The sequence below is a fragment of the Pseudomonas sp. RA_15y_Pfl2_54 genome (genome assembly GCF_963971015.1).
GTDB lineage: Bacteria > Pseudomonadota > Gammaproteobacteria > Pseudomonadales > Pseudomonadaceae > Aquipseudomonas > Aquipseudomonas baetica_A.
Genome location: NZ_CAXAPN010000027.1, coordinates 73,191 through 98,251 on the forward strand (window position 1 = coordinate 73,191; position 25,061 = coordinate 98,251).

Genomic DNA, 25,061 nt, shown 5'->3' on the forward strand with positions numbered 1-25,061 from the left:
CAGAGGTATTCCCCCGCACGCATTCAGGCAGGCTCGGCCACCGCGCCAAACGCGCCTTGGCGCGACACCAGAATCACCAGGCCAAACGCCCCTGCCGCCATCAACAACGGCAGCGCATGGCCGCTGATCCACTGACTGCCCGCCCCCGCCGCCAATGGCCCGACCAGGCAGCCAACGCCCCACAGTTGCGCGATGTGCGCATTGGCACGCACCAGCGCATCGTCGCGATAACGTTCACCGATGAGGATCAGCGACAGCGTGAACAGTCCGCCAGCACTGGCGCCGAACAGCACCCACAACGGCCAGATCAGCAGCGTATCGATCAGCAACGGAATTGCCAGGCTCGACAGCAGCAACACCACGGCGCACCCGGTAAACAGCGTCCTGCGGGATAAACGGTCGGCCAACGCACCAATCGGCAATTGCAGTAACGCATCGCCAACCACCACAGTACTGACCATCGCCAGGGCGATTTCTGCGGTGAAGCCTTGGCGCAGACAGTAAACAGGCAGCAGTGTCAGGATCATCGCCTCGAACGCCGCAAACAACGACACCGCCCAGGCAATCGCCGGCAGCTCACGGGCGAAGCGCCACAGGTCACTGAACGTCACGCTGCTTGCTTCACTGCTCGGCGCACCACTGCGGCCCAGCAACAGCAAGGGCGAAATCGTCAGTAACGCCACACCGACCCAGAAACCGTAATCGTGATCGGTGCCGAGCGCTCCCAGCAGCAAAGGGCCAGACAATTGGCTCAGCGCATAGCTGCTGCCATACAGCGCCACCAGCCGTCCGCGCCATTGCTCGACCACCAGTTGGTTGATCCAGCTCTCGCCGAGGATGAAAACGATGGTCAGGATCACGCCGATCATCAGCCGCAACACCAGCCAGATCGGATAGCTGGGCAACAACGCCAGCAAACCGATCGACAGCGCCCCGGCCCACAGACACAGGCGCATGAGATTGGCCGTACCGAAGCGCGCCGCCAGATGACTGGAGATCTTCGCCCCCAACAGCACGCCAATCGCCGGCATCGCCGCCATCACGCCGATGGCGAAGGCGCCATAACCCCACCCCTCCAGACGCAACGACACCAGCGGCATGCTGACCCCCAGGGCCAGACCGACACTCAAGACAGACGCCAACACGGCGAAATACGTCGCCCAACGCATGTTCCACGCTCCTGTGGATATTCTTGTTTTCACCACAAAACCAATGTGGGAGCGGGCTTGCTCGCGAAGACGGTTTCACATTCAGCAGATGTGCTGAGTGATACACCGCTTTCGCGAGCAAGCCCGCTCCCACAGGGATCCGCGCTTCGTCAGAGAGCCCAGGACAACCGGGCTCCCTCAAGGCTTTACAGCTTGATCCAGGTCGATTTCAGCTCGGTGTACTTGTCGAACGCGTGCAGCGATTTGTCGCGGCCGTTGCCCGACTGCTTGAAGCCACCGAACGGTGCGGTCATGTCGCCGCCGTCGTACTGATTGACCCACACGCTACCGGCACGCAACGCCTTGGCGGTCAGGTGCGCCTTGGAGATGTCCTGCGTCCACACCGCAGCAGCCAGGCCGTACGGCGTGTCGTTGGCAATCTGGATCGCCTCTTCAGCGGTATCGAAAGCGATGACCGACAGCACCGGGCCAAAGATCTCTTCCTGAGCGATCTTCATTGCATTGCTCACACCGTCGAAAATCGTTGGCTCAACGTAGGTGCCACCGGTTTCCTGGAGGATGCGCTTGCCGCCCGCGACCAGTTTGGCGCCATCGGTATGGCCGGACTCGATGTACGACAGCACAGTATTCATCTGCTGGGTATCCACCAGCGCGCCGACGTTCGTCGAAGGATCCAGCGGGTTGCCCGGCTTCCAGGCTTTGAGCGCCTCAATCACCATCGGCAGGAATTTGTCCTTGATCGAACGCTCGACCAACAGACGCGAACCGGCGGTGCAGACTTCGCCCTGGTTGAAGGCAATCGCGCTGGCGGCGGATTCGGCGGCGGCTTGCAGATCCGGGGCATCGGCGAAGACAATGTTCGGGCTCTTGCCACCGGCCTCCAGCCAAACACGCTTCATGTTCGATTCGCCGGAATAGATCATCAGTTGCTTGGCGATCTTGGTCGACCCGGTGAACACCAGCGTATCGACGTCGTTGTGCAGAGCCAGCGCCTTGCCAACGGTGTGGCCGTAGCCCGGTAGTACGTTGAGCACGCCTTTCGGGATACCGGCTTCAACAGCCAATGCCGCGATACGGATGGCGGTCAGCGGGGATTTTTCCGACGGCTTGAGGATCACCGAGTTACCCGTCGACAGCGCCGGGCCGAGCTTCCAGCAAGCCATCATCAGCGGGAAGTTCCACGGCACGATGGCGCCGACAACGCCCACCGGCTCGCGGGTTACCAGACCCAGTTGATCGTGCGGGGTAGCCGCGACTTCGTCGTAAATCTTGTCGATCGCTTCACCGCTCCAGCTCAGCGCTTGCGCCGCGCCCGGAACGTCGATGTACAGCGAATCACTGATCGGCTTGCCCATATCGAGGGTTTCGAGCAGGGCCAGTTCTTCGGCGTGCTGTTTCAGCAGGCCGGCGAAGCGGATCATGGTGGCTTTGCGCTTGGTCGGCGCCAGGCGCGACCAAACGCCGGAATTGAAAGTGGCGCGGGCGTTTTCCACCGCGCGCTGGGCATCGGCGGCGTCACAGCTGGCAATCTTGCCCAGCAGACGGCCATCGACCGGGCTGATGCACTCGAAGGTCTCGCCGGAGACGGCATCAGTGTATTCGCCATTAAGGTAAGCGCGGCCTTCGATCTTCAGGTCGCGAGCACGTTGTTCCCAGTCGGCACGAGTCAGGGTGGTCATTTAAGTGTCCTCCTCTTGTTCAATACGAACGCCGCACGATCATCGCCAGCGCCCTCAGGAATTCTGCCCGGCCAGCCTGCATTTCGGCCCAAGGCACCCGCCACCCTAAACCAGCGGCCGGGTTTGTTTCAATATATTTGACATAAGCGCGCTATACGGCCTTGCGGTGTTCAATTTAATAAACATAGACTTTGGCCCTTTCCAGCCAACGCGCCGTCATCACGGGAGAAAACAACAATGAGCATCCAGAACGTCGTCGACATCAGCCTGACAACCAGCGAAGCCGAACGCTATCGCCCGGACCCAGCCAAAGTGCTCAAAGGGGATCCCGAGCAAGCGGTGTTCAATCAATACGACAGCCCTTGTGGACAAATGAACGTTGGCGTGTGGGAAGGCGCGGTAGGCCAGTGGACAGTGAATTACACAGAGCATGAATACTGCGAAATCTTGCAGGGCGTTTCGGTGCTGCGTGACAGCGACGGCAATGCCAAGACTCTGCGTATGGGCGACCGTTTCGTGATTCCGGCGGGTTTCAGTGGCACTTGGGAAGTGCTGGAAGCCTGCCGCAAGATCTATGTGATCTTCGAACAGAAGGCGTGATCTGACACAGAAGGTGACGAGACCGGTAGGACTTGGACAGGAGCTTTGAGAGAAGCTTCGCGAAGGCGCCAACTTTCAACGTCAAAGCCCATAACGACACAGCCAGTGCCGACAGGATTGACGCAAGGCGCCCTTCTCTCAAATGAACGCAAGGAGGCTTCATGCCCAACGACTGCAACCTCAGCAACGCCAATTTCTTCCTCGGCGATACCGCCACCCCTGAGAACCTGTTGGCTGCATGCAACGCTGCCGGGGCAAAAAAATATCGCCTTGAGGTACCGGACGGCATGTACAACCTGCGCACTGATCCAGATCGCATCCGCGTACTGGTGAATGAACGCAATGAAATCATCGAGATCATCTGCGGCTGATCGGTCATTTCCAGGCAACAAAAAAGGCCCGCATCGTGAGATACGGGCCTTTTTTGTAAGTCGGGAAAAATCAATTACTTGATTTTGCCTTCCTTGTACATCACGTGCTTGCGAACAACCGGATCATATTTCTTGATCTCGATTTTGTCCGGGGTAGTACGCTTGTTCTTGTCGGTAGTGTAGAAGTGACCAGTACCGGCGCTCGAGATCAAACGAATCAATTCACGCATGATTAGCTCCCTTAAATCTTGCCATCGCGGCGAAGTTCGGCGAGCACGACAGTGATGCCACGCTTGTCGATGATACGCATGCCTTTGGCAGATACGCGCAGACGCACAAAACGTTTCTCTTCTTCAACCCAGAAGCGGTGATGCTGCAGGTTCGGCAGGAAACGACGACGGGTTTTGTTGTTTGCGTGGGAAATGTTATTCCCAGTCACCGGACCCTTACCGGTAACTTGACATACTCTCGACATGCCTCAGCCCTCTAAAACCACATGCCCAACCCGGCATGGGTTGGCCGCTTAATCTCTCAGTCATTTGGCGCCAGGCGCCGCGTTTCTTTAGAGGTCTTACCGGCTACACCTACAGTGAAGGAACCGGGCCCCTAGAAAAGAGCGCTGCTTTATACCAGAAAGACCGGGAAGCAACAACAATCGGTGTGCAATCAATCGGTAAAAAGGCGATTTTTCAGGCTGCGAACGCCTTGGATAAAGGCCGGCATTGATTTTTACCGCTCGTCGCAGAAAAACGCCTGCGCGGGCGTTTCGGACTTTTTACGAAGCCACGCAGTCTGAAAAACGGATAGCACTGTGCCCTGAAAATGCAAAATGGGGATAGTCATTTGTAATCCAGACCTCTAGGGTAGGCCTTTTCCAGACTGCACTTGCAGATGGGCCTTCGATCTGTAAAAGGAAACCGACCATGCGCCTCGCTGCCCTACCCCTGCTGCTCGCACCGCTCCTGCTGAGCCCCCTGGCCCAGGCCGCCGCGCTGAGCGTTTGTACCGAGGCCAGCCCTGAAGGGTTCGACGTGGTGCAGTACAACTCGCTGACCACCACCAACGCCTCGGCCGACGTGCTGATGAACCGCTTGGTGGACTTCGACACAGCCAGCGGCAAAGTCGTCCCGAGCCTGGCCGACAACTGGGAAGTCAGCACCGATGGCCTGACTTATGTGTTCAAGCTACACCCGCAGGTGAAGTTTCATACAACCGATTACTTCAAGCCGACCCGCGAACTGACAGCAGAGGACGTCAAATTCAGCTTTGACCGCATGCTCGACCCTGCCAATCCGTGGCACAAAGTCGCCCAGAGCGGCTTCCCGCATGCGCAGTCGATGCAGTTGCCAGCGCTGATCAAGAAAATCGACGCACTGGATCCGCTGACCGTGCGCTTCACCCTCGATCACCCGGACTCGACCTTTCTGGCGACCCTGAGCATGGGTTTCGCCTCGATCTATTCCGCCGAATACGCTGACAAGTTGCTAAAGGCCAACGCGACGGAAAAGCTCAACAGCCAACCGATCGGCACCGGCCCGTTCGTGTTCGCCCGTTTCCAGAAAGACGCCTCGATCCGCTACAAGGCCAACCCGGATTATTTCGCTGGCAAGCCATCGGTTGATCCACTGATCTTCGCCATCACCCCGGACGCCAACGTGCGCCTGCAAAAACTGCGGCGCAACGAGTGCCAGATCGCTTTGTCGCCGAAGCCATTGGACGTACAGGCAGCGCTGAAAGAGCCGACGCTGAAAGTCGAAAAGACTGACGCGTTCATGACTGCTTTCGTTGGCATCAACAGCCAACATCCACCACTGGACAAGCCGCAAGTGCGCCAGGCAATCAATCTTGCCTTCGATAAGGCCAACTACATCAAAGCCGTGTTCGAAGACACCGCCGAAGCGGCTAACGGCCCTTATCCGCCGAACACCTGGAGCTATGCGAAAAACCTGCCGGGGTATCCTTACGACGTGGCGAAAGCCAAGGATCTGATGGCCAAGGCCGGCTTGAAGGACGGCTTCCAGACCACCATCTGGACGCGTCCGTCCGGCAGCCTGCTCAACCCCAACCCAAGCCTCGGCGCGCAGATGTTGCAATCGGACCTGGCGGAAATCGGCATTCAGGCGGAAATCCGCGTGATCGAATGGGGCGAATTGATTCGCCGCGCCAAGGCCGGCGAGCATGACTTGCTGTTCATGGGCTGGGCGGGCGACAACGGCGACCCGGACAACTTCCTCACGCCGCAGTTTTCCTGCGCGGCGGTCAAGTCTGGTACCAACTTCGCCCGCTACTGCAATGCCGATCTGGACAAGCTGATCAGCGCGGGCAAGACCACCAGCGAGCAAGGCGTGCGCAGCAAGCTTTATGAGCAGGCGCAGGCGCAGATCCAGCAGCAGGCGCTGTGGCTGCCGCTGGCGCACCCGACGGCCTTCGCGTTGACGCGCAAGGATGTCCAGGGCTACTCCGTCAGCCCGTTTGGACGGCAGGACTACTCCAGGGTTACGTTCAAGTAGCCTGACACAGCACACCCCCACTGTGGGAGCGTGCTTGCTCGCGAAGGCGCCGGATCAGCCAACACATTTATTGACTGATACACCCCCTTCGCGAGCAAGCCCGCACACAGGGGCTTGCATCGCCCCGCCAGATTTACATCCAGCCACTCTCCGCCATCGACAACGGCTCCCCGTCGCCGACGATGAAGTGATCCAGCACCCGCACATCAATCAGCTCCAATGCCTTTTGCAAGCGCTTGGTCAGCAGCCGATCCGCCTGACTGGGATCAGAGTTTCCTGACGGGTGGTTGTGGCACAGGATCACGGCCGCAGCATTGTTTGCTAGGGCCCGTTTCACCACTTCCCGGGGATGCACGCTGGTGTTGTCGATCGAGCCGCGAAACAGCGCCTCGAATGTCAGCACTTGATGTTTGGAGTCGAGAAACAGACAACCAAACACTTCGTGAGGCTCGTGGCGCAACATGGATTTGAGGTAATCACGAACGATTTGAGGGTTTTCCAGTGCCGGTTTCTGCCGTGATCGCTCGGCCAGATGACGCTTGCTCATTTCTTGAGCCGCTTGCAACTGAGCAAACTTCGCAGGCCCCAGGCCTAATTGTTTGCTGAATGCTTCCTGATCGGCCTCAAGCAGCAAACGCAGGCTGCCGAACCGAGTCAACAGTTGTCGTGCCAGATCCACCGCGCTTATTCCGGGCAATCCGGTCCGCAGAAAAATGGCCAACAACTCAGCGTCCGAAAGATTCGCCGCCCCATGCTCCAACAACCTTTCCCGCGGCCGTTCCGCCGCAGGCCAATCACGAATACTCATAGCGCTTCCTTGTCTGTGGGCGCCGCTGTTCCATAGCGGTCGCTGTGATATCGTAGCCCATCTTTTTTGCGGGCGAATTCACCCTGGGGAGGGGGTTTCGCCACGTATGTCACCCACGATATGAAAGGCAGACCTATGCAGCGGCTGTATCGGAAACGCATCGTTCTGGGCGTCGGCGGCGGTATTGCGGCCTACAAGAGCGCTGATCTGGTTCGTCGCCTGATCGACCAGGGCGCCGAAGTGCGCGTAGTCATGACCCACGGCGGCGCCGAGTTCATCACCCCGCTGACCATGCAAGCCTTGTCCGGGCACCCGGTTCATCTGGATTTGCTCGACCCGGCCGCCGAAGCGGCGATGGGCCACATCGAGCTGGCGAAATGGGCTGATCTGGTGTTGATCGCCCCGGCCACCGCCGACCTGATCGCGCGCCTAGCTCAAGGTATTGCCAATGATTTGCTGACCACGTTGGTGCTGGCCACCGACGCCGTCGTGGCTGTCGCTCCGGCAATGAATCAAGCGATGTGGCGCGACCCGGCGACCCAGGCCAACCTGCAACGGCTGGAGAGCCGTGGCCTGAAGACTTTCGGCCCGGCCTCCGGAAGCCAGGCCTGCGGCGATGTCGGCATGGGCCGCATGATGGAAGCCACCGATCTGGCCCAATGCGCCGCGGACTGCTTCCAGCGCCAGGCGCTGACCGGCAAACATGTGGTGATCACCGCCGGTCCGACTCAGGAAAACATCGACCCGGTGCGCTACATCACCAACCACAGCTCCGGAAAAATGGGCTTTGCCCTGGCCGAAGCGGCGGTGGAAGCCGGCGCCCGCGTCACGCTGATCAGCGGCCCGGTGCATCTGCCGCCCCCGGATCGCGTCACGCGCATCGACGTGGTCAGCGCCCGCGACATGCTCGCCGCGTGCGAAGCCGCAATCCCTTGCGACGTGTTCATCGCCTCTGCAGCGGTGGCCGACTACCGTCCGGAAGTCGTCGCCCCGCAAAAACTCAAGAAAGATCCTACGAGCGGTGACGGCTTCGTCCTGCAAATGGTGCGTAACCCGGATATCCTCGCCACCATCGCGACCCGCCCCGATCGTCCGTTCAGTGTCGGCTTCGCCGCCGAAACCGAACACCTGCTCGACTACGCTGCACGCAAGCTGAAGGACAAGAACCTCGACCTGATCGTCGCCAACGACGTCGCCAACCCGAGCATCGGTTTCAACAGCGAAGAAAACGCCTGCAGCGTGATTGACCGTGAGCTGCACGCCACGGTTTTCGCCCAGACCAGCAAGAGCAAGATCGCTCGCCAACTGGTCACTTTTATCGCCGAACGTCTGAACCAGGTTTAATTTACATGCACGCTTTGCAAGCCAAGATTCTCGACCCACGCATCGGTACCGAATTCCCGCTGCCGCAATACGCCACCCCGGGCTCCGCCGGCCTCGACCTGCGCGCCATGCTGGAACAGGACATCGTGATCAAACCGGGTGAAACCGTGCTGATCCCTACCGGTCTGTCGGTTTACATCGGTGATCCCAATCTCGCCGCGCTGATCCTGCCGCGCTCGGGCATGGGCCATAAGCACGGCATCGTTCTCGGCAACCTGGTCGGGCTGATCGACTCCGATTACCAGGGCCCGCTGATGGTGTCCTGCTGGAACCGTGGCCAGACCGACTTCACCATGACCGTCGGCGAACGTCTGGCGCAACTGGTGCTGGTGCCGGTGGTGCAGGCGCATTTCGAAATGGTTGAAGAGTTCGTCGAAACCGAGCGCGGCACTGGCGGGTTTGGCCACACCGGCACCAAGTAACCAGCACTGATACGCCTCTGCAGGAGCTGCCGCAGGCGGCTCCTACAGGGGGAATTTGTGCATTTTCAACGACAGGTTTTAACAGCGTAAATCAAGGTTTTGCCGGCCGAAAGCCACGCCCGCCGAGGTGTCATGGCCCTTTCACACCACGAACTCTCTGTGAAAAACGCCGTCATACCCTTCAGTTTGAGCCTGCCGCCGAGTGAATCGTCGGTCTGTCCTGCCACTTTCGAGATGGAGCACTTCCGCAGATGAGCACCCCCGCCAAGCTTGCCCCGAAACTACCCGACAGCATCTTTCGCGCCTATGACATTCGCGGCACCGTACCGCAATTCCTCAATGCCGAAACCGCTTACTGGATCGGCCGCGCTATCGGTTCGCAGAGCCTGGCCCAAGGCGAGCCGAACGTTTGCGTCGGTCGCGATGGCCGCCTGTCCGGTCCGGAGCTGGTTGCAGAACTGATCCGCGGTATCGCCGAAAGCGGCTGCCACGTCAGTGATGTTGGCCTGGTGCCGACCCCCGCGCTTTACTATGCCGCCAACGTCCTGGCCGGCAAATCCGGGGTGATGCTCACCGGCAGCCACAACCCGTCGAACTACAACGGCTTCAAGATCGTGATCGCCGGCGACACCCTCGCCAACGAACAGATCCAGGCCTTGCACGAACGCCTCAAGACCAACAATCTGAGCAGCGGCCCGGGTAGCGTCACCGAGGTCGAAATCCTCGACCGTTACAACACCGAAATCGTCCAGGACATCAAACTGGCCCGTCGCATGAAGGTCGTGGTCGACTGCGGCAACGGCGCGGCCGGCGTGATCGCTCCGCAACTGATCGAAGCGCTGAACTGCGAAGTCATCCCGCTGTTCTGTGAAGTCGACGGCAATTTCCCCAACCATCACCCGGATCCGGGCAAGCCTGAGAACCTCGTCGACCTGATCGCCAGGGTCAAGGAAACCAACGCCGACATCGGTCTGGCCTTCGACGGCGACGGTGACCGTGTCGGCGTGGTGACCAACACCGGCAGCATCGTTTATCCCGATCGCTTGCTGATGCTGTTCGCCCGTGACGTGGTGGCACGCAACCCTGACGCGCAAATCATCTTCGACGTCAAATGCACCCGCCGCCTCGTACCGCTGATCAAGGAATACGGCGGTCGACCGCTCATGTGGAAGACCGGTCATTCATTGATCAAAAAGAAAATGAAACAATCCGGCGCTCTATTGGCCGGTGAGATGAGTGGACACATCTTCTTCAAGGAGCGCTGGTTCGGTTTCGATGACGGCATTTACAGCGCCGCACGGCTGCTGGAAATCCTCAGCAAGGAAAAATCCACCGCCGAAGAGCTGTTTGCGACCTTCCCGAACGATATTTCTACGCCTGAAATCAATATCCATGTGACCGAAGAGAGCAAATTCAGCATCATTGATGCTCTGCACGACGCACAGTGGGGCGCAGGCGCTGACCTGACCACCATCGACGGCGTGCGGGTCGATTACGCCAAAGGCTGGGGCCTGGTGCGCGCGTCCAACACCACACCGGTGCTGGTGCTGCGCTTCGAGGCCGATGACGAGGCTGAATTGCAGCGCATCAAAGATGTGTTCCACGCCCAACTGAAACGCGTTGCACCTGATCTCCAACTACCGTTCTGATCCACCCGGAGCCCTGAATGACCCTCGAACGCGAAGCCGCCGCCCACACCGCCCAGGTCCTGTCCGAAGCGCTGCCTTACATCCGACGTTATGTCGGCAAGACCCTGGTGATCAAATACGGCGGCAACGCGATGGAAAGCGAGGAGCTGAAAACCGGCTTTGCCCGCGACATCGTCTTGATGAAAGCCGTGGGCATCAACCCGGTGGTCGTGCACGGCGGCGGCCCGCAGATCGGTGATCTGCTCAAGCGCCTGTCGATCGAAAGCCATTTCGTCGATGGCATGCGCGTCACCGACGCCGCGACCATGGACGTGGTGGAAATGGTCCTCGGCGGCCAAGTCAACAAAAGCATCGTCAACCTGATCAACCGTCATGGCGGCAGCGCCATCGGCCTGACCGGTAAAGACGCCGGGCTGATTCGCGCGAAGAAGCTGACCGTCACCCGCCAGACCCCGGAGATGACCCAGCCGGAAATCATCGACATCGGTCAGGTGGGCGAAGTGGTCGGGATCAACACCGAACTGCTGAACCTGCTGGTCAAAGGCAACTTCATCCCGGTGATCGCACCAATCGGCGTGGGTGAAAACGGCGAGTCGTACAACATCAACGCAGATCTGGTGGCCGGCAAAGTCGCCGAAGCGCTGAAGGCCGAGAAACTGATGCTGTTGACCAACATCGCCGGCCTGATGGATAAGTCTGGCCAGGTATTGACCGGCCTGAGCACCCAACAGGTCGACGACCTGATCGCCGATGGCACCATCTACGGCGGCATGCTGCCGAAGATCCGCTGTGCACTGGAAGCGGTTCAGGGTGGCGTGGGCAGCTCGCTGATCATCGACGGTCGCGTACCGAACGCGATCCTGCTGGAAATCTTCACCGACACCGGTGTGGGTACGCTGATCAGCAATCGCAAGCGTCCGTAAGCAGTCGCGCAAACGAAAAGACCCCGCTCAGCCAGACTGAGCGGGGTCTTTTTTTGCCTGCTTTCAGCGATCAGACGCCGAACTGGGCGCGGTACGCTTCCACGGCTGGCAAATGCTGCTTGAGCTGCGGATCGTCAGCGAGGAACTCCAGCACTTGGTTCAACGAAACAATGCTGATCACCGGAATGCCGAAATCGCGCTCCACTTCCTGGATTGCCGACAACTCACCGTTGCCACGCTCCTGACGGTTCAGGGCGATCAGCACGCCGGCGGCCTTGGCGCCGTCCTGGGAAGCGATGATCTGCATCACTTCGCGGATCGCGGTGCCAGCGGTGATCACGTCGTCGATGATCAGCACGTCGCCCGTCAGCGGAGCGCCAACCAGACTGCCGCCTTCGCCGTGGGCCTTGGCTTCTTTGCGGTTGAAGCACCATGGCAGGTCACGGTCGTGATGCTCGGCCAGTGCGACAGCAGTGGTCGCCGCCAGCGGGATGCCTTTGTAGGCGGGGCCAAACAAAACGTCGAAGGAAATACCGCTTTCGGCAATGGCTGCGGCATAGAAGCGCCCTAGCTGGGCCAAGGCCGAGCCCGTGTTGAACAGGCCGGCGTTGAAGAAGTAAGGACTGGTGCGCCCGGACTTCAGGGTGAACTCACCGAAGCGCAAAACGCCGCGATCGATGGCAAAACGAATGAAATCGCGCTGATACGCTTGCATGAAAAAAACCCCAAATACCACGGATTTAGCTAATTAGCTTGACGCCGTGTATCATACACGCACGCGATTTTTGGGGCCATTTATGCGGATCATCAGTGTGAACGTCAATGGTATTCAGGCTGCAGTCGAGCGTGGTTTGCTCAGTTGGCTGCAAGCACAGAATGCCGACGTCATCTGCCTGCAGGACACCCGTGCCTCCGCCTTTGAACTGGATGACCCAGCCTTCCAACTGGATGGCTACTTCCTTTATGCCTGCGATGCTGAAGTCCCTGCCCAAGGTGGCGTGGCTTTGTATTCGCGGTTGCAACCGAAGGCTGTCATCAGCGGTCTCGGTTTCGAGACGGCCGACCGCTACGGGCGCTACCTGCAAGCAGATTTCGACAAAGTCAGTATTGCCACCTTGCTGCTTCCTTCGGGGATGAACGGCGATGAGGACTTGAACCAGAAGTTCAAGCTCATGGACGACTTCGGCAAGTACCTGGACAAACAGCGGCGCAAACGTCGCGAGTACATTTATTGTGGCTCGCTGTATGTTGCGCAGCAGAAGCTAGACATCAAGAACTGGCGCGACAGCCAGCAATCCCCGGGCTTCCTGGCGCCAGAACGCGCCTGGATGGACGAGATTGTCGGCAACATGGGCTATGTCGATGCCCTGCGTGAAGTCAGCCGTGAAGGCGACCAGTACAGCTGGTGGCCGGACAACGAACAGGCCGAGATGCTCAATCTGGGCTGGCGCTTCGATTACCAGATCCTGACCCCAGGCCTACGGCGCTTTGTTCGCAGTGCACGCCTGCCGCGTCAGCCACGGTTCTCGCAACATGCACCGCTGATCGTCGACTACGATTGGACGCTGACCATCTAAGCGTCGATTCACAGTTGAAAAAATGCCCGTATCGCAAGGTACGGGCATTTTTTATGTCTCGGATTCAAGCAGTCCGAACCTCAAATCACGGCAAAAAACGGCAAGACCAGGTACAGCTTGATCACGATGACATTGATGATGTCGATGAAGAACGCCCCCACCATGGGCACCACCAAAAACGCTATCTGCGAAGGTCCGTAGCGCTGCGTTACCGCCTGCATGTTGGCAATGGCCGTTGGCGTCGCACCGAGACCAAAACCGCAATGCCCTGACGCCAGCACGGCCGCATCGTAATTGCTGCCCATCATTCGGAACGTTACGAAAATCGCAAATAGCGCCATGACCAAGGCTTGTACCGCCAGGATGATGAAGATCGGCAACGCCAGCGCCGCCAGATCCCACAACTTGAGCGACATCAGGGCAATAGCCAAAAACAGCGACAGGCTGACATTGCCCAGGACCGAGACCTCACGCTCGAATACCTCATACAGGCCAAGCGCCGACAGCCCATTGCGCAAAACCACCCCCACGAACAGGACACAAACAAACGTCGGCAACTCGAATGCTGTCCCCTGTAACCAGCCATTCAACAGATTGCCAGCCAACAGACTGACCGCGATCAGCGCGAGCGTTTCGATAAATGAAAACGGCGTAATCGAGCGCTCCTTGTTTGGCTGCTCAAAGCCTTTGGGCAGCCGAGGCGCGTCCTGACTTTTGCAACCGGGCACTTGCACACGCTTGATCAGCAGACGAGCAACCGGGCCTCCAATCAAACCACCCAGCACCAAGCCAAAGGTCGCAGCGGCAATCGCCAACTCCGAGGCGGAAGCCAGACCGTACTTCTCACTGAATACCGTTCCCCACGCGGCGCCAGTACCGTGACCGCCCGCCAGGGTGATGGAACCTGTCAGCAGGCCCATCAGCGGATCGAGTCCGAGCATTGTGGCCATTGCGATTCCCATGGCGTTCTGCACGACCAGAAGCCCGGCAACCGCGAGTAGAAATATCCCAACGACGCGACCGCCCCTCTTCAGGCTGGCGAAATCCGCACTCAGGCCAATGGTGGCAAAAAACGCCAGCATCAAGGGCGTTTGCAGCGAAGTGTCAAAGCGCACTTCAATATCAAGCGTGCGCATCAACAGAAGCGCCAAGGCAACTACCAGGCCACCGGCTACGGGTTCGGGAATATTGTAGTTGCGCAAAAAACCAACACGAGTAACAAGTCCGCACCCCAGCAGCAACACTAAAGAGGCGGCCACGAGCGTTCCATAAAAATCGAGCTGAATCATTGGGATTATTCTTGGTTATATATTCAGAGGCGAACTTTTTACCTGGGCACGCCTATTGAATCGGCTGATTGTCTCAACACTGATTGCTTTTGATTCAAGGACCTTCGATGGCTTGAATATATCGAAATATTTCTGACGAAGTATGACGTGCGGCAACTTTAACAATCGGCCAGTCTTATTGCCAAGTACATGAACGACACTAAACCAGTGCAGTTGTGACTAGAAGTGTAGAAACGATAGTTATATATAAATCCATACTACCGCTGATCGCAGACAGACTTTTCCTACACACCAGAGACGTTAATTCAGTTGCAAAAATACAAATGCCCTGACAAGTCAGGGCATTTGTTTTAACGCATTGCGAACGTCATCCGTCGCTCACACGAGGGGTGCGCATTGATCGTTATTTGATCAATCGCCAAGTGAACGGATAGCGGTACGGGAAGCCCTCATTGGCCTTCACGCCCCCAATGATCGTCAGTACCAGCGCACCAATGGCCAACAAACCAAACAGGAAGAAGCCGATCACCAGCAACATCAGCAACAGGCAGATCGCCGAGGCAATCGCGACGGTAATCTGGAAATTAAGCGCTTCCTTGCCTTGGGCATCGATGAACGGATCCGTCTCGCGCTTCATCTGCCACAAGATCAGCGGCCCAATCAGGCTCCCAAACGGAATCCAGAACCCCAGCAAGGCGGACAAGTGACAAAACATGGCCCATTGGCGAACCTCCTGGCTCGGTTTGGGCAGCAACTCTTGCTCGTCACTCATCGCGTTCTCCTTGCGGGTTCGAACCTGCTCAGTCGGCCAGTGCAGCCTTTTGCAGTTCGAAGATTTCGTTCATGCCTTTCTTGGCCAGTTCCAGCATGGCGTTCAGGTCTTCAGGCTGGAACGGCGCGCCTTCAGCAGTACCTTGCACCTCGATGAAGCCACCGGAGCTGGTCATCACTACATTGAGGTCCGTCTCGGCCGCGGAATCTTCAAGATAGTCAAGATCCAGCACTGGCTCGCCCTGATACATGCCCACAGACACAGCGCCGATCATCTGCTTGAGCGGGTCGCCGCCCTTCAGGCCGCCACGCTTCTTGATCACTTTCAGTGCATCGACCAGCGCAACCATGGCGCCCGTGATGGAAGCAGTGCGGGTGCCGCCGTCAGCCTGGATCACGTCGCAGTCGACGTACAGCGTCACGTCGCCCAGCTTGGACATGTCCAGCGCAGCGCGCAGGGAACGGCCGATCAAGCGCTGGATTTCCAGTGTGCGGCCGCCCTGCTTGCCACGGCTGGCTTCTCGCTGGTTACGCTCGCCAGTGGCACGCGGCAGCATGCCGTATTCGGCGGTCAACCAACCCTGGCCCTGACCTTTGAGAAAACGCGGCACACCGTTTTCAACACTCACGGTACAGATGACTTTGGTATCACCGAATTCGACCAGTACCGATCCCTCGGCGTGTTTGGTGTAGTTGCGGGTAATGCGGATCGAGCGGAGCTGATCGGCAGCGCGACCACTTGGACGTTTCATAGGAGATACCTGTACTGGGGACGGAAAACTGCCGAGCATTATAGAGCGGTGCACCGCCACTGGGCACGGGTTAAAAAATCGGGCCGACGATCGAAGGCCCTGAAACACGCATTACCGACGGGCTGCAGCCCTTTGTCACACCGTGTGTTTGGGCGCCTTCGCCGCACTGCGCTACAATCCTGCGCCTTTGCTGCCAGTCGGCTTAAATTCATTGATATCGCGCCTGCGGAGCTCACGTTCCGCGCCGATCTGCATTGCGAGGTCACCGCCATGGTGCACAGCATGACCGCCTTCGCCCGCGTCGAAAAAGCCGGCGTCCAGGGGACCCTGAGCTGGGAATTGCGCTCGGTCAACAGCCGCTATCTGGAACCGCACCTGCGTTTGCCTGAGTCCTTTCGCGACCTCGAAGGCGCCGTGCGTGAGGCGCTGCGCCAAGGCCTGTCGCGGGGCAAACTGGAATGCACCCTGCGCTTCACCGAAGAAAGCACCGGCAAACCGCTGCAAGTCGATCGCGAACGCGCCGCGCAACTGGTCGCCGCCGCCGAAACCGTGGCGGGCCTGATCAAGAACCCTGCCGCACTCAATCCTCTGGAAGTGCTGGCCTGGCCGGGCGTTTTGGTTGCTGACGCGACGGATCCGCAAGCCCTGAACGCCGATGCGCTGGCGCTGTTCAATCAAGGCTTGAAAGAGCTCAAGGCCGGCCGCGAGCGTGAAGGCGCGGAACTGGCGCGACTGATCAACGAGCGCCTGACGTCCATTGAAGAGGACGTCGTGACCCTGCGTGAACTCGTGCCGCAGATGCTTGCCACCCAGCGCCAGAAGGTCCTCGATCGCTTCACCGACATGAAAGCCGAGATGGATCCGCAGCGCCTCGAACAGGAAATGGTCATGCTCGCGCAAAAAAGCGACGTGGCCGAAGAACTGGATCGCCTGAGCACTCACATCATCGAAGTTCGCCGGGTCCTCAAGTCCGGCGGGGCGGCCGGGCGTCGCCTGGACTTCCTGATGCAGGAACTCAACCGCGAAGCCAACACACTGGGCTCCAAGGCCTTCGACCCGCGCAGCACCCAAGCCGCCGTCAACCTCAAGGTGTTGATCGAGCAGATGCGCGAACAAGTGCAGAATATTGAGTAAGGCTACCCCGACATGACCCACAGCACTGGCACCCTTTACATCATTTCCGCGCCCTCGGGTGCGGGCAAGAGCAGCCTGGTCAAGGCGTTGACCGATGCCAATCCGGAGATTCGCGTATCAATCTCCCACACCACTCGCGCCATGCGCCCGGGTGAAGTGAATGGCGTGAACTACCACTTCGTCGAACGCAACGAGTTCGTGAAGATGATCGAGCACGGTGATTTTCTCGAGCGCGCCGAAGTCTTCGGCAATCTCTACGGCACCTCGCAAAGTCACCTGCAACAGACACTGGATGAAGGCCACGACCTGATTCTGGAAATCGACTGGCAAGGCGCCGAGCAAGTGCGCAAGTTGATGCCGCAGGCACGTTCGATCTTCATTTTGCCGCCATCGCTGCAGGCCCTGCACCAGCGCTTGACCAATCGTGGTCAGGACAGCGACGAAATCATTGACGGCCGCATGCGCGAAGCCGTTAGCGAGATGAGCCACTACGTCGACTACGACTACCTGATCATCAACGACGATTTTGCCCATGCTCTGGACGATCTGAAGGCGATTTTCCGTGCCAATCAGTTGATCCAGAAGCGTCAGCAGCAGCGTAACGGTAAATTGCTGGCCGAATTGCTCGGCTAAACAGCACTTCCCAAAACCGCTGCAAGGGCTTTACATTGGCACTTGCAGCGCGTTGAAGGGCTTGGTCAAAAAATCAGCGCTTCCCTAATCGCTGGTGATTTTTTAAACTGTTCAGTCCGCTCGCCCAACCGGGCAGCGCGCATATTGCATTCGCTCCGAGGAATACCATGGCCCGCGTAACCGTTGAAGACTGCCTAGAACACGTGGAAAACCGCTTTGAGCTGGTCATGCTCTCTACCAAGCGTGCCCGTCAACTGGCCACCGGCGGCAAAGAGCCTCTGGTCCAGTGGGAAAACGACAAGCCTACCGTTGTAGCCCTGCGTGAAATCGCTGAAGGCCTGATGAGCTACGAGTTCATCGCCAACGCTGAAATCGTTGAAGACGAACCGCTGTTCGCAGCGTTCGAGGACGAGTCCAACGAGGCCGTCTAAGCCTATGCCTGGTCGACGTAGCACGGCGCGGGGTCACAGCTTACGGCAGGAGTCATCATGCCGAGCATAGACGCCCTCGCCGATCGCTTATCGACCTACCTCGGCAATGACCAGGTCAACCTGGTCCGCCGAGCGTATTTCTACGCCGAACAAGCCCATGACGGCCAGCGCCGTCGTAGCGGCGAGGCGTACGTCACGCATCCTCTTGCGGTGGCGAACATTCTTGCCGACATGCACATGGACCATCAGAGTTTGATGGCCGCGATGCTGCATGACGTGATCGAAGACACCGGTATCGCCAAAGAAGCGCTGCAAGCGCAGTTCGGTGAAACCGTGGCCGAACTGGTCGACGGGGTCAGCAAACTGACCCAGATGAATTTCGAGACCAAGGCCGAAGCCCAAGCGGAAAACTTCCAGAAAATGGCCATGGCCATGGCGCGCGACATTCGCGTGATCCTGGTCAAACTCGCCGACCGCCTGCACAACATGCGCACGCTGGAAGTGCTGTCCGGGGAAAAACGCCGGCGCATCGCCAAGGAAACCCTGGAAATCTACGCGCCCATCGCCAACCGGCTGGGCATGCATGCGATCCGCATCGAATTCGAAGACCTTGGTTTCAAAGCCATGCACCCGATGCGTTCCGCGCGGATCTACCAGGCGGTCAAACGCGCCCGGGGCAACCGCAAGGAAATCGTCAACAAGATCGAAGAGTCCCTTGGTCATTGCCTCGCTATCGATGGCATCCAGGGCGAAGTCAGCGGTCGCCAGAAACACCTCTACGGCATCTACAAGAAAATGCGCGGCAAGCGTCGGGCCTTCAACGAAATCATGGACGTCTATGCGTTCCGGATCATCGTCGACAAGGTCGATACCTGCTACCGCGTGCTAGGCGCTGTACATAATTTGTACAAACCGTTGCCGGGTCGTTTCAAGGATTACATCGCGATCCCCAAGGCCAATGGCTACCAGTCGCTGCACACCACGCTGTTCGGCATGCACGGCGTACCGATCGAGATTCAGATCCGTACCCGCGAAATGGAAGAGATGGCCAACAACGGCATCGCCGCCCATTGGCTGTACAAATCCAGCGGTGACGAACAACCGAAAGGCACTCACGCCCGCGCCCGTCAGTGGGTCAAAGGCGTGCTGGAAATGCAGCAACGTGCCGGCAACTCGCTGGAATTCATCGAGAGCGTGAAGATCGACCTGTTCCCGGACGAGGTCTACGTGTTCACGCCAAAAGGCCGAATCATGGAGCTGCCCAAAGGCTCCACGGCGGTCGACTTCGCTTACGCAGTGCACACCGACGTCGGCAACAGCTGCATCGCTTGCCGGATCAACCGCCGTCTCGCACCGCTGTCCGAACCGCTGCAAAGCGGCTCCACGGTCGAGATCGTCAGCGCTCCCGGCGCGCGTCCGAACCCGGCGTGGCTCAACTTCGTGGTCACCGGCAAGGCGCGCACGCACATTCGTCACGCGTTGAAACTGCAACGCCGCTCCGAATCCATCAGCCTCGGCGAACGCCTGCTGAACAAAGTCCTCAACGGTTTCGACAGTTCGCTGGAGAAGATCCCGGCCGAACGCGTCAAGGCGATGCTCACCGAGTACCGCCTCGAACTGATCGAAGACCTGCTTGAAGACATTGGCCTGGGCAACCGCATGGCCTATGTGGTCGCCCGCCGCCTGCTCGGCGAAGGCGAACAACTGCCTAGTCCGGAAGGCCCGCTGGCGATTCGCGGCACCGAAGGCCTGGTGCTCAGCTACGCCAAATGCTGCACGCCGATCCCGGGCGACCCGATTGTCGGGCACCTGTCGGCGGGCAAAGGCATGGTCGTGCACCTGGACAACTGCCGCAACATCAGCGAAATCAGGCACAACCCGGAAAAATGCATCCAGCTCTCGTGGGCCAAGGATGTCACCGGCGAATTCAACGTCGAACTGCGCGTCGAGCTGGAACACCAGCGCGGCCTGATCGCCCTGCTCGCCAGCAGCGTCAACGCGGCCGACGGCAATATCGAGAAAATCAGCATGGACGAACGCGATGGTCGCATCAGCGTCGTCCAGTTGGTGGTCAGCGTCCACGACCGTGTGCACCTGGCCCGCGTGATCAAGAAACTGCGCGCCTTGACCGGGGTGATCCGCATCACCCGCATGCGTGCATAACTCAACCATTACAAGGAGTCATACATGACCAAGACTGTTATCACCAGCGACAAGGCCCCGGCCGCCATCGGCACTTACTCCCAGGCGATCAAGGCTGGCAACACGGTCTACATGTCGGGCCAGATTCCTCTGGACCCAAAAACCATGGAACTGGTTGAAGGCTTCGAAGCCCAGACCGTTCAGGTGTTCGAGAACCTCAAAGCCGTTGCCGAAGCCGCCGGCGGTTCGTTCAAGGACATCGTCAAGCTGAACATCTTCCTCACCGACCTGAGCCACTTCGCCAAGGTCAACGAGATCATGGGCAAGTACTTCGACCAGCCATACCCAGCCCGCGCCGCCATCGGCGTTGCTGCCCTGCCGAAAGGCTCGCAGGTTGAAATGGATGCCATTCTGGTCATCGAGTGATGCGCACGGCGCGACCTTCAAACGCCGCGCCGACTGCTCAGCAAGAAAAGGTTTTGAAAGGATTCCACCATGCGCAAAGCGCTAGCTCTCTCGCTGCTCGCCATCCTCCTCGGCGGCTGCGCCAGCAACCCTGCCGACCGTGACATCAGCGGTACCTGGATCAATCAGGTGGCGATCGATGCCGCAGCCAAGGGCGGCCCCCTGCGCGAAGCGCTTCAGGCTTACGGCCCGAACCTGGAATGGGACGTCAACACCAAGGCCAGTCAGGCCCGCTACACCAACGGTTTTGAGAATGTCGAAGGACGGCTGCTGGGCGAACAGTCCGGCGCCTGGAAAGTCGACTTCTATGGCAGCTCCGCCAGTGAGCTGAAACGCGACGGCAGCCAACTGGAGCAGGCCGCGAGCGAAAACGAACCGGAACAGGTTTTCGACCGCGCACAGATTCCCGTGCCGGAAGGCGCGCCGATCGGTGCCAGCTTCGAACGTGCGCTGTACTCAGCCTACATGGGCGGCAGCTGGAAAATCGTCAGTGGCCAGGGCGAAGGCAGCACGGTGCAGTTCCAGGCTGACGGCCAGGTCTCGGGCCTGCCTGGCGCCGACCGCTACGCCTTGTGCCTGGCAGGTGACTGCGCGTCGATGAGCAATGGCAACGACAGCATGTGGCTGCAACACAATGGCCAAGGCAACAACTGGCTATTCGTGCGCAAGGGTAATGAGCTGGAGATCCTCCAAGCGGTGAATACCGCCCTGGCGGACGAACAACCGCAGTTCACCCCGGGTGAGCGCAAGTGGTTGCTCGAGAAGCAGTAAGCACGCGCTGAGAACAGCACATAAACCTGTGGGAGCGGGCTTGCTCGCCAAAGCGGTGGATCAGTCGACATTAAAGTTGCCTGACACTCCCTCTTCGCGAGCAAGCCCGCTCCCACAGTTGTTTTCAGGGGTGTCTGGGGGTCAGCATTTACCTTCAAGGATCGCTGCGTAGCCTTCGCGATAAGTTGAATACTTTGGCGTCCAGCCCAACGCTTTCGCCCGGGCATTGCTGCAACGCTTGCTGCCCGTGCGCCGCACGCTGGCATCCTCCGCCCATTCGGTAACCCCCAGATACTCGCGCAACCAGCCCACCACTTCGGCCAGCGGCGCCGGCGCATCATCGACACCGATGTATACAGGATCCAGCGCCACACCACGGCGATCCGCCTCCAGCAAAAACGCCAGCAACCCCGCCGCATCATCGGCATGAATGCGATTGCCATACAGCGGCGGCTCGACGGCCACACGATAACCGCGCCGCACTTGGGTCAGCAGCCATTCACGGCCCGGTCCATAGATGCCGGTCAAGCGCAAGACGCTCGCCGGGATGCCACTGTTGAGTGCCACCTGTTCGGCCTCCAGCATCAACCGACCTGAATAACCCGCAGCGATTGTCTCGCAGTTTTCGTCGACCCATTCGCCACCTTGCTGCCCATAAACACTGCTGCTGGATACGAATATCAGCCGCTCGGGCACCTGCCCGTAGTCGTCCAGCCAGCTCAGCACGTTCTGCAAGCCCTGCACGTACGCCGCGCGATAACCGGCCTCGTCGTGAGCAGTGGCTGCCGCGCAATACACCAGGTAATCCACAGCGCCCACTGGCCAGGTCGCCGGGCAGTCTTCATTGAACAAGTCGCCGGCAACACCGATCACACCGTCCGGCAAACGCGAGACATCACGGCGCAGACCATGAACCTCCCACCCTGCGGTCAACAGTTGCGAGGCAAGACGACTGCCGACATCACCACAACCGGCAATCAAAACAGAAGGCGCGGACATCAAAAAACTCCCATCGGAAAGGGACAGACTAGCCGTGGCACGGGACAAGCGGCTAGCCATCAAGGAAAAAAAGTTACTCTATTACTTTTGTTAACAAGAATTAATTGCAATAATGCACGCCACTTTTGTTCTCGGCCTCACGAGGCCTGGAAGAGCAACAACGTTTTTCTATCTCAGGTCCGGCCAGCATGACACGTAATCAAATCCCCGCTTCGCCAACCATCCGACCTCGCGCCTGGAGGGCGGTTGCAGCTCTGCTGCTCAGCCTGATGCTGGCACCGACTGCCGCTTTCGCCGACACACAAGCGCCAGCGACCCCAGCCGCCACCGAGCAGACTGCGCCCGCGGCTGCCGCACCTGACGCGACTGCTCCTGCTCAAGCCCTCGACGCCACACCGGCCGAAGCGCCTGAAGTCCTCGAAGCCGACAACTCCCTGGGCATGGCCCACGACCTGTCGCCATGGGGCATGTACCAGAACGCCGACATTATCGTGAAAATCGTGATGATCGGTCTGGCCATCGCCTCGATCATCACCTGGACCATCTGGATCGCCAAAGGCTTTGAGCTGATGGGCGCCAAGCGTCGTCTGCGTGGTGAAATCGCTCAACTGAAAAAATCCGCCACCCTTAAAGAAGCCAGCGCCACTGCGGCGAAGGAAGGCACCCTCGCCAATCTGCTGGTTCACGACGCACTCGAAGAGATGCGCCTGTCGGTCAACAGCCGCGAGAAAGAAGGCATCAAGGAACGCGTCAGCTTCCGTCTCGAACGTCTGGTTGCAGCCTGTGGTCGCAACATGAGCAGCGGCACCGGCGTCCTCGCAACGATCGGTTCCACCGCGCCGTTCGTCGGCCTGTTCGGTACCGTGTGGGGCATCATGAACTCCTTCATTGGCATCGCCAAAACCCAGACCACCAACCTCGCCGTCGTGGCACCCGGTATCGCTGAAGCACTGCTGGCCACCGCATTGGGTCTGGTTGCCGCGATTCCAGCGGTCGTCATCTATAACGTGTTCGCCCGCTCCATCGCCGGTTACAAGGCGCAGGTGTCCGATGCGTCGGCTCAGGTGCTGCTGCTGGTCAGCCGTGACCTCGATCACCAGCCTGAGCGCAGCTCGCAACCGCACATGGTGAAAGTGGGGTAATCGGCCATGGGCCTGCATTTGAAAGAAGGCGCAGACGACGATCTGGCCGAGAACCACGAAATCAACGTCACGCCGTTCATCGACGTGATGCTGGTGCTGTTGATCATCTTCATGGTGGCTGCCCCGCTGGCCACCGTGGACATCAAAGTCGACCTGCCTGTCTCGACTGCCAAACCGGCGCCGCGGCCCGAGAAACCGGTGTTCCTCAGCGTAAAAGCTGACCAGCGCCTGTTCCTCGGCGAAGACGAAGTGACGCCCGAATCCCTCGGCGCCACTCTCGACGCCCGGACCAAAGGCAAAAAAGACACCACCATCTTCTTCCAGGCTGACAAAGGCGTGGATTACGGTGACCTGATGAGCGTGATGGATAACCTGCGCGCCGCCGGCTACCTGAAGGTGGGTCTGGTCGGCCTCGAGAGTGCAGTCAAGAAATGATCACGACGCGCCATAAGCTGACGCGTTACGGCGCCAGCCTCGCCGTGGTGCTGGGCGTTCATGCGCTGGCCATCGCGCTGGCACTGAACTGGACGGCCCGCCCGCCCATCGAATTGCCACCGCAGGCAATGATGGTCGAGCTGGCACCGCTCCCGGCCCCGCCACCGCCGGCTCCGCCGAAAGTCGTCACACCGCCGCCGCCACCGGCTCCGGTTGAAGAGTTGCCGATTCCGAAACTGGCTGAAGCGCCAAAAGCCGAAATTGCGGTGCAAAAGCCCAAACCGAAGCCAAAGCCTAAACCGCCGAAGCCGGTCGAGAAGAAGCTGCCCGATCCACCCAAGGAAAAGCCTTCCGAGGAAAAACCGGCCGACACGCCACCGCCCCCCGCACCGACGGAGAAATCCGCCCAGCCGGCTCCGGGCCCGTCGCCCGCGCAAATGGCCGCCAAGGCCAGTTGGCAAAGCTCTCTGCTCGCGCATTTGGCCAAGTACAAAAAGTACCCGGACAGCGCCCGGGCACGAAACAAGACCGGGACCAACCGTCTGCGTTTTGTGGTCGATGGCGAAGGCAACGTGCTGTCGTTCGAACTGGTGGGCCGTTCCGGCAACGCCGATCTGGACCGGGCCACCCTGGAAATGATCCGCCGCGCCCAACCGTTGCCCAAGCCACCGGCCGACATGTTGACCAATGGCTCGATCGAAATTGTCGCGCCGTTTGTGTACTCGCTTGAGAAACGTCGCTGATCCAGTGCGCGAGCAAGCTTGCTCGCGAAGGCGTCGTGTCAGTCGATATAAACCTATCTGACACACCGTATTCGCGAGCAAGCCCGCTCCCACAAGGGTTATGCGTCGCCCCCTGGATCCGAAACAAAGGCACCCAAACAGACTGTGTGAAAACCTAGCAATCTGCGCAGCGCTCAATGAAAATGCTCCGTATCGAAAGATACGGAGCATTTTTCGTTATGGCTTACATCCAAGGAGAGTCTCGCAGCCAGACCAGCCTGTTT

General features: G+C 59.2%; 26 protein-coding genes and 1 pseudogene. 17 read left to right on the top strand and 10 right to left on the bottom strand.

All coding sequences use genetic code 11. The annotated features are described in order from the left end of the window. Positions 1–23: 23 nt before the first annotated feature. Together AACY50_RS19560 and AACY50_RS19565 are read right to left on the bottom strand one after the other, a co-directional pair. Positions 24–1,169: an MFS transporter gene (locus AACY50_RS19560; protein ID WP_339433782.1), complete on the bottom strand. Its 1,146-nt coding sequence runs from the start codon at positions 1,167–1,169 to the stop codon at positions 24–26. Positions 1,170–1,354: 185 nt separating this feature from the next. Beyond that, a complete protein-coding gene (locus AACY50_RS19565) occupies positions 1,355–2,848 on the bottom strand; it encodes an aldehyde dehydrogenase (protein ID WP_339433783.1) in 1,494 nt (497 codons plus the stop codon). A gap of 237 nt (positions 2,849–3,085) precedes the next feature. Here AACY50_RS19565 and AACY50_RS19570 point away from each other — a divergent pair, with 237 nt between their 5' ends. Beyond that, on the top strand, positions 3,086–3,448 hold the full coding sequence (locus AACY50_RS19570; RefSeq protein ID WP_221730886.1) for a cupin domain-containing protein: 363 nt from the start codon (positions 3,086–3,088) through the stop codon (positions 3,446–3,448). 161 nt (positions 3,449–3,609) lie between these two features. Next, complete coding sequence (locus tag AACY50_RS19575) at positions 3,610–3,819, top strand: hypothetical protein (RefSeq protein WP_339539024.1); 210 nt, start codon at positions 3,610–3,612, stop codon at positions 3,817–3,819. 74 nt (positions 3,820–3,893) lie between these two features. On the opposite strand, the gene rpmG is transcribed toward AACY50_RS19575, so the two are convergent. Together rpmG and rpmB are read right to left on the bottom strand one after the other, a co-directional pair. Then, positions 3,894–4,049: a 50S ribosomal protein L33 gene (gene rpmG, locus AACY50_RS19580; RefSeq protein ID WP_016772554.1), complete on the bottom strand. Its 156-nt coding sequence runs from the start codon at positions 4,047–4,049 to the stop codon at positions 3,894–3,896. Between the two features lie 11 nt (positions 4,050–4,060). Next, entirely contained in the window at positions 4,061–4,294 is a 234-nt protein-coding gene (gene rpmB, locus AACY50_RS19585) for a 50S ribosomal protein L28 (protein ID WP_007920377.1), read from the bottom strand. 448 nt (positions 4,295–4,742) lie between these two features. On the opposite strand from rpmB, the gene AACY50_RS19590 reads away from it, so the two are divergent. Next, positions 4,743–6,329, top strand: coding sequence for an ABC transporter substrate-binding protein (locus AACY50_RS19590; protein WP_339539025.1), 1,587 nt, complete (start codon positions 4,743–4,745; stop codon positions 6,327–6,329). A gap of 133 nt (positions 6,330–6,462) precedes the next feature. Here AACY50_RS19590 and radC read toward each other — a convergent pair whose 3' ends face one another. Next, positions 6,463–7,137: a RadC family protein gene (radC, locus tag AACY50_RS19595; protein WP_339433787.1), complete on the bottom strand. Its 675-nt coding sequence runs from the start codon at positions 7,135–7,137 to the stop codon at positions 6,463–6,465. 135 nt (positions 7,138–7,272) lie between these two features. Between radC and coaBC the strand changes: the two genes are divergently transcribed. The 4 genes and pseudogenes from coaBC to argB all read left to right on the top strand — a co-directional run bounded on the left by coaBC (position 7,273) and on the right by argB (position 11,514). Continuing rightward, the gene (gene coaBC, locus AACY50_RS19600; protein WP_339539026.1) at positions 7,273–8,481 is read left to right on the top strand and encodes a bifunctional phosphopantothenoylcysteine decarboxylase/phosphopantothenate--cysteine ligase CoaBC; all 1,209 of its coding nucleotides are present in this window, start codon (positions 7,273–7,275) and stop codon (positions 8,479–8,481) included. Positions 8,482–8,486: 5 nt separating this feature from the next. Continuing rightward, positions 8,487–8,942 carry a dUTP diphosphatase gene (gene dut / locus AACY50_RS19605; RefSeq protein WP_016985816.1) on the top strand — a complete coding sequence of 152 codons (456 nt, stop codon included), beginning with the start codon at positions 8,487–8,489 and terminating at the stop codon, positions 8,940–8,942. A gap of 245 nt (positions 8,943–9,187) precedes the next feature. Continuing rightward, positions 9,188–10,591, top strand: a pseudogene (locus tag AACY50_RS19610) (phosphomannomutase/phosphoglucomutase); the annotation flags it as partial. Positions 10,592–10,608: 17 nt separating this feature from the next. Then, the gene (argB, locus tag AACY50_RS19615; RefSeq protein WP_221730894.1) at positions 10,609–11,514 is read left to right on the top strand and encodes an acetylglutamate kinase; all 906 of its coding nucleotides are present in this window, start codon (positions 10,609–10,611) and stop codon (positions 11,512–11,514) included. Between the two features lie 70 nt (positions 11,515–11,584). On the opposite strand, the gene pyrE is transcribed toward argB, so the two are convergent. Continuing rightward, on the bottom strand, positions 11,585–12,229 hold the full coding sequence (gene pyrE / locus AACY50_RS19620) for an orotate phosphoribosyltransferase (RefSeq protein WP_041071932.1): 645 nt from the start codon (positions 12,227–12,229) through the stop codon (positions 11,585–11,587). 82 nt (positions 12,230–12,311) lie between these two features. Between pyrE and AACY50_RS19625 the strand changes: the two genes are divergently transcribed. Then, on the top strand, positions 12,312–13,091 hold the full coding sequence (locus AACY50_RS19625) for an exodeoxyribonuclease III (protein ID WP_007920349.1): 780 nt from the start codon (positions 12,312–12,314) through the stop codon (positions 13,089–13,091). A gap of 80 nt (positions 13,092–13,171) precedes the next feature. Here the strand turns inward: AACY50_RS19625 and gltS are convergent, their stop codons facing one another. From gltS to rph, 3 genes are all read right to left on the bottom strand, one after another. After that, positions 13,172–14,380 (bottom strand): sodium/glutamate symporter, encoded by a 1,209-nt coding sequence (gene gltS, locus AACY50_RS19630; RefSeq protein WP_339433790.1) that lies wholly within the window; start codon positions 14,378–14,380, stop codon positions 13,172–13,174. A 403-nt stretch (positions 14,381–14,783) separates the two neighbouring features. Next, positions 14,784–15,152 (bottom strand): DUF4870 domain-containing protein, encoded by a 369-nt coding sequence (locus tag AACY50_RS19635; RefSeq protein WP_221730897.1) that lies wholly within the window; start codon positions 15,150–15,152, stop codon positions 14,784–14,786. Between the two features lie 28 nt (positions 15,153–15,180). Further along, positions 15,181–15,903, bottom strand: coding sequence for a ribonuclease PH (gene rph / locus AACY50_RS19640; RefSeq protein WP_095187917.1), 723 nt, complete (start codon positions 15,901–15,903; stop codon positions 15,181–15,183). Positions 15,904–16,173: 270 nt separating this feature from the next. Between rph and AACY50_RS19645 the strand changes: the two genes are divergently transcribed. From AACY50_RS19645 to AACY50_RS19670, 6 genes are all read left to right on the top strand, one after another. Beyond that, complete coding sequence (locus AACY50_RS19645) at positions 16,174–17,037, top strand: YicC/YloC family endoribonuclease (RefSeq protein ID WP_339433791.1); 864 nt, start codon at positions 16,174–16,176, stop codon at positions 17,035–17,037. Positions 17,038–17,049: 12 nt separating this feature from the next. Next, on the top strand, positions 17,050–17,670 hold the full coding sequence (gene gmk, locus AACY50_RS19650; protein WP_221730899.1) for a guanylate kinase: 621 nt from the start codon (positions 17,050–17,052) through the stop codon (positions 17,668–17,670). A gap of 167 nt (positions 17,671–17,837) precedes the next feature. After that, positions 17,838–18,101, top strand: coding sequence for a DNA-directed RNA polymerase subunit omega (gene rpoZ / locus AACY50_RS19655; RefSeq protein ID WP_003177259.1), 264 nt, complete (start codon positions 17,838–17,840; stop codon positions 18,099–18,101). Between the two features lie 57 nt (positions 18,102–18,158). Beyond that, positions 18,159–20,264, top strand: a complete 2,106-nt coding sequence (gene spoT, locus AACY50_RS19660; protein WP_007920338.1) for a bifunctional GTP diphosphokinase/guanosine-3',5'-bis pyrophosphate 3'-pyrophosphohydrolase — start codon at positions 18,159–18,161, stop codon at positions 20,262–20,264. A gap of 24 nt (positions 20,265–20,288) precedes the next feature. Beyond that, positions 20,289–20,669 carry a RidA family protein gene (locus AACY50_RS19665; RefSeq protein WP_003229509.1) on the top strand — a complete coding sequence of 127 codons (381 nt, stop codon included), beginning with the start codon at positions 20,289–20,291 and terminating at the stop codon, positions 20,667–20,669. 69 nt (positions 20,670–20,738) lie between these two features. Next, positions 20,739–21,479, top strand: a complete 741-nt coding sequence (locus AACY50_RS19670) for a hypothetical protein (protein WP_339433792.1) — start codon at positions 20,739–20,741, stop codon at positions 21,477–21,479. Between the two features lie 141 nt (positions 21,480–21,620). Here the strand turns inward: AACY50_RS19670 and AACY50_RS19675 are convergent, their stop codons facing one another. Continuing rightward, entirely contained in the window at positions 21,621–22,478 is an 858-nt protein-coding gene (locus AACY50_RS19675; protein WP_339433793.1) for an SDR family oxidoreductase, read from the bottom strand. A gap of 188 nt (positions 22,479–22,666) precedes the next feature. Between AACY50_RS19675 and exbB the strand changes: the two genes are divergently transcribed. The 3 genes from exbB to AACY50_RS19690 are packed head-to-tail and all read left to right on the top strand — an operon-like array spanning position 22,667 to position 24,798. Further along, entirely contained in the window at positions 22,667–23,620 is a 954-nt protein-coding gene (gene exbB / locus AACY50_RS19680) for a tonB-system energizer ExbB (protein ID WP_339433794.1), read from the top strand. 6 nt (positions 23,621–23,626) lie between these two features. Continuing rightward, positions 23,627–24,055: a TonB system transport protein ExbD gene (gene exbD, locus AACY50_RS19685; RefSeq protein ID WP_339433795.1), complete on the top strand. Its 429-nt coding sequence runs from the start codon at positions 23,627–23,629 to the stop codon at positions 24,053–24,055. Then, complete coding sequence (locus tag AACY50_RS19690; protein WP_339433796.1) at positions 24,052–24,798, top strand: energy transducer TonB family protein; 747 nt, start codon at positions 24,052–24,054, stop codon at positions 24,796–24,798. The genes exbD and AACY50_RS19690 overlap by 4 nt, the downstream gene beginning before the upstream one ends. The last annotated feature ends 263 nt before the right edge of the window (positions 24,799–25,061 follow it).